The 4,761-nt window shown below is 69.8% G+C and carries 5 protein-coding genes; 1 reads left to right on the forward strand and 4 read right to left on the reverse strand.

The window, feature by feature from the left end; genetic code table 11:
• Together V7E05_RS13465 and V7E05_RS13470 are read right to left on the reverse strand one after the other, a co-directional pair.
• On the reverse strand, positions 1 to 376 hold a 376-nt coding region (locus V7E05_RS13465), incomplete at its 3' end, for an iron chelate uptake ABC transporter family permease subunit (RefSeq protein WP_333620152.1).
• Positions 373 to 1,515 carry a FecCD family ABC transporter permease gene (locus V7E05_RS13470; RefSeq protein ID WP_333620153.1) on the reverse strand — a complete coding sequence of 381 codons (1,143 nt, stop codon included), beginning with the start codon at positions 1,513 to 1,515 and terminating at the stop codon, positions 373 to 375. The genes V7E05_RS13470 and V7E05_RS13465, both read right to left, overlap by 4 nt.
• Positions 1,516 to 1,541: 26 nt before the next feature.
• Here V7E05_RS13470 and V7E05_RS13475 point away from each other — a divergent pair, with 26 nt between their 5' ends.
• Positions 1,542 to 2,612, forward strand: coding sequence for an ABC transporter substrate-binding protein (locus tag V7E05_RS13475; RefSeq protein WP_333620154.1), 1,071 nt, complete (start codon positions 1,542 to 1,544; stop codon positions 2,610 to 2,612).
• Between the two features lie 115 nt (positions 2,613 to 2,727).
• On the opposite strand, the gene V7E05_RS13480 is transcribed toward V7E05_RS13475, so the two are convergent.
• Entirely contained in the window at positions 2,728 to 4,149 is a 1,422-nt protein-coding gene (locus V7E05_RS13480; RefSeq protein WP_333620155.1) for an MFS transporter, read from the reverse strand.
• Between the two features lie 200 nt (positions 4,150 to 4,349).
• The coding region (locus V7E05_RS13485) for a peptidyl-tRNA hydrolase (protein WP_333620156.1) at positions 4,350 to 4,761 on the reverse strand (412 nt) is incomplete at its 5' end.

Consider the following 4,761-nt stretch of genomic DNA (forward strand, 5'->3'; position numbering starts at 1 on the left):
CCGGGCTGCCGAGCTCGTTACGCGAGACGCTCTGGAAGATCGCGCCCGAGCCCGCCAGCGCGATCCCCACCCCGGCCGCTGCGAGCACGCGCGGCAGGCGCTGACCGCGGACGATCGCGAGGTCGATGGGGCTCCCCTGCCCGGCGAGGGCCCGGAGCGAATCGCCGGGCGTGATCTCGTACGCGCCAGTGGTGATCGTGACGACGGCGCCGATCACCGCCACGAGAGTCGCGAGCAACGCGACCGCGCTCGAGCGCCGGTGGACGAGCACGCCACGCCCGCCGGGCAGGCGCAGCAAGGCGTATCCGGCGGGCAGGCCCGCGCGCGAGGAAAGGGCATTGGGGAAGGGCCGGGTGACGCCGCGGTCCGCCGTCATGAGGCCTTCCCCCTGAGCAGCAGCCACAGCAACACGGGGGCGCCGACGAACGCGGTAACGATACCGGCCTCGATTTCGCCGGGACGGGCGATGATGCGGCCGACGAGGTCGGCGCAGAGCACGAGGCTCGGCCCGAAGACGAGCGAGAGCGCCAGGACCCGGCGCAACTCGACCCCCACCAGGAGGCGGAGGACGTGCGGGACGACGAGCCCGACGAACGCGATAGGTCCGGCCGCGGCCGTCGCCGCGCCGCAGAGCAGCGCGACGGCGCAGAATGCGAGCCCCCGGACAAGCCCGACCCGAACGCCGAGGGACACGGCCTGGTCCTCCCCCATCGTAAGCGCGTTGAGCGAGGGGCCGAGGCTCAGCGCGAGCACGAGACCCACCACGACGAACGGCAACACGGGGAGCAGGACGTCCGTGCCACGGTCGGCCACGGAACCGACGACCCAAAAGCGGTAGGAGCCGAACGCGGAGGTGTCGTACATCGTGATCGTGCCGGTGATCGAACCGAGGCATGCGGTCAGCGCCGCCCCGGCGAGCACGAGCCGCGCCCGCGAGGCCCCGGCGCCGCGCCCGCCGCCCAGACGGCCCCCGGGCGCCCCCGCCGACTCCGCGCGCGCCGCGAGTGCGAACACCGCGATAGCGGCGAGGGCCGCCCCGGCGAGCGCGAACCACACGTATCCGGCCGCGCTGGAGACGCCGAACACCGAAGTTCCGAGGACCACCGCGAGCGCCGCCCCCGAATTGACCCCGACGAGGCCCGGTTCAGCGAGCGGGTTCCGCGACAGCGCCTGCATCACCACGCCCGCAACCGCGAGCGCCGCGCCGACCACGACGGCGAGCGCCGCGCGCGGCATGCGCAGGTCCCAGACGATGAGGTGCGCGGGCGTCGGTTCCCCGCCGAACAGCCCACCGAGAACCTCCCCCGCCGAGAGCGCCTTCGAGCCCGTGCCGAGGCTGGCGACGATGAGGGCGAAGAGGAGCGCGAAGCCGAGGACGAGAACGAGCCCGAGGCGGAGGCTGCCGGCACCGCGCGGGCTGCGGGCTTTGCCGCCGGCCGACGGCCGCTCCGTGGCAGCCGCGCATAACTTTTCTTCCCCGCCGTAGGAATTTCGGCGGACGGCAGGGCTCCTCATAATAGGTAATGCTAACCTTGGCCCTCATGACAATGAACGCGACCCGTCGCCACGGGCTCTCCGCCGCCCTCGCGACCCTCGTCCTCGCAGGTGTAGGCCTCGCCGGCTGCTCGACCGGAACCGAATCGGGCTCCGCGGGCTCCTCCTCCTCTGGTACTGCGGGCGAGAGCGCCGGCGAAAGCGGCGGAAGCGCGCAGAGATTCGCCATCCCCGATTCCATGCCCGAAGGCAAGGGCAGCGACCAGTCCGACGGCGCGTTCCCCCGCACCGTCGCGCACTTCCAGGGCGAGACGACCATCGATTCCGCGCCGAAGAAGGTCGTCGTGGTCTCTACCGGGCAGGCCGACGCGCTGCTCAACCTGGGGATCGTCCCTGTCGGCTCCACTTCCGGCGACGGCGCGGACATGATCCCCGACTACCTCACGGCGGACTTCCCCGAGCACGCCGCGGAGCTCGCCGACGTGCGCGACGTGGGCAGCCGCACCGATCCGGACATCGAGACGATCGCGAACATCGATCCCGATCTCATCCTCATGAACACCGCGGGCAAGAACGCCGATCAGCTCTACTCCCAGCTCACCGCTATCGCACCGACCGTCGCCACGCAGGGCACCGGGCTCCACTGGAAGGAGGACTACCTCCTGCTCGCCGATGCCGTGGGCAAGCGCGAGGAGGCGCAGACCTGGCTCGACACCTACGAGGGTGAGGCGAAGAAGTTCGGCGAGGCGCTCGGCGACGCCCCGACCGTGTCCTTCCTCCGCCGAAACGGCGACAGGATGCGGGTGTTCGGCGAGTCCTCCTTCACCGGCTCCGTCGCCGCCGACGCCGGCCTCCGCCGCCCCGAGACCCAGAGCTTTACCGACAAGACCTCGCAGGACATCGGCGCCGAGCAGCTCGAGCAGGCCGACGCCGACTGGATCTTCTACGGCGTCCAGGGCGGCGACGATACCGCGCTCACCGAGCAACCTCTGTGGAAGACACTCGGCGCCGTCGGCGCGGGGCAGGCCGTGTCGGTGGACGACGACGTCTTCTACCTCAATACCGGCCCCACCGCCGCCCGCGACGTGCTCGATAAGCTCGAGGACACACTCGCCTAGCCAGCCCCGTTCGCCCGGAAAAGCCGGCGTCCGCCGTCATTTACGGATGTAGAGACCCGTATTTGACGGCGGACGCCGCTTCTGCAAAGCCCGCGAGAGTGCGGAGTTGCCCCGCCTAGATGCGGGCCATGTCGTCGTCGCGGGTCTCGCGGAGGAAGAACAGCGAGATGAGCGTGAGCAGCGCGAGGAACGACAGGTAGATGCCCACCGGGACCGGCGAGTGGAATTGCGAGGCGAGCCACGTCGCGACGAACGGGGTGATCGCCGCGCCGAGGATCGACGCAACGTTGTAGGAGATGCCCGAGCCCGTGTAGCGGACGTTCGTGGGGAACATCTCCGGCAGCACCGCCGACATCGGGCCGAACGTGAGGCCCATGAAGAACATGCCGATACCGAGGAAGACACCGACCTCGAGCTCGGTAGTGCCCTCGCCGAGGAACAATTTGAAGCTCAGTCCGTAGAGGATGATGAGCGCCGTCGCGACGATGAGCATGGGCTTGCGCCCGACCCGATCGGCGATCCAGCCCGACAGCGGTACGCCGGCAGCGAAGAGCCAGATCGTGATGACCTGGAGGACGAGGAAGTCGAGGTACGGGATACCGAGGCCGCCGTTCTCCGGCTTGCCGATTCCGTACGACAGCACCCATGCCGTGACCAGGTAGAACAGGCCGTACGTGGCGAGCATGACGAACGTACCGAGGATGAGCGGGCGCCACGCCGTGCGGAAGACCTCGCCCAGCGGGACCGTGACCTTCTTGCCCTCGTCGAGCGCCTTCTGGAATACCGGCGTCTCGTTGAGCTTGAACCGGACGTAGAGACCGATCGCGAGCATGATCGACGAGAGGAGGAACGGCACACGCCACGCCCAGTCGATGAACGAGCCCTCGGATTCGGTGATGTCGTGGCCCGTGGCGAGCACCAGGACGAGGAACAACCCGTTGGCGATGACGAAGCCGAAGGGCGCACCGAGCTGCGGCCACATCGCCGCCCACGCCCGTTTCCCCTTCGCCGCGTTCTCCGTGGCGAGCAGCGCCGCGCCCGACCACTCGCCGCCGAGCCCGAGGCCCTGGCAGAAGCGGAACAGCGCGAGGAGCGCCGGGGCCGCGACGCCGATCTGCGCGTAGGTCGGCAGGAGGCCGATGAGGAACGTGGCGATGCCCATAGTGAGCAGCGAGCCCACGAGCGTGGCCTTGCGGCCGATGCGGTCGCCGAAGTGGCCGAAGATGATCGAGCCGAGCGGGCGCGCGACGAAGGCGAGGCCGAACGTCGCGAATGAGCTGAGCAGAGCGACCGTTTCGCTCTCTCCCTTGGGGAAGAACAGGTACGGGAACACCGCGACCGTAGCCGTGGCGTAGGCGTAGAAGTCGTAGAACTCGATGGTCGTGCCGATCGTCGACGCGACGATCACGCGGCGGCGCTGGACGCCGACGGGGACGACGTCGGTGGGTGTCTCGACGATCGTGGAATCGGCGGCATCGGGATCGACGATCGTCCTGTCGGTGGCGCCTTCGTGGGCATTTTCGCGGGCGCTGGCCATGGGCGGCCCCTTTCGGTCGAGGATCGCCGGCGGGCCGAGGGGCCGCACGGCACCAGGGCGATCGAGCCCCGGGCAGTGGCGCCTACCAGCGAGGATCCAACTGTTACCTGCGACACAATACGCCGCGGAATGAGTAAATCCCAATGAACCGATAAGGAAGTGTCCTGACGTCGGAACCCCGCGCCCGCGAAGGGCGTCCGCTACTGTCGCGCGGCGGCGTGATCGATGCCGACCACCGTGAGCGAGCCGGGCGCCACCTCGGTGTATCCGGCGTCGCGGACCCCGGCGTATCCGGGCTCCCCGCGTTCGGCCGCAGCCACCGCGGCCGCCCAGCGCTCGGCTCCCGCATCGGAAGCGGAGATCGGCATACCCGCAGCGGCCCATTCGAGCACGCGCTCCGTGCTCGATTCCCCGAGGACGAGCATGATCCCGTGGCCGGCCTGCGCCGCGGCCTTGCCCGCGGACATCTCGAGGGAACCGTCGACGAGGATCTCGATGTCCCGCTCTCCCGCTTCGGGCAGCTCTGCCTCGTCTGCCGGGGCATCGGTTCCGCCGACCTGGAGCCGCTGGACGAGCGGATCGACGCCGTCGAGCGGCTGCGGAACGAACGCC

It is taken from the genome of Dietzia sp. (genome assembly GCF_036741115.1).
Taxonomy (GTDB): Bacteria; Actinomycetota; Actinomycetes; order Mycobacteriales; family Mycobacteriaceae; genus Dietzia.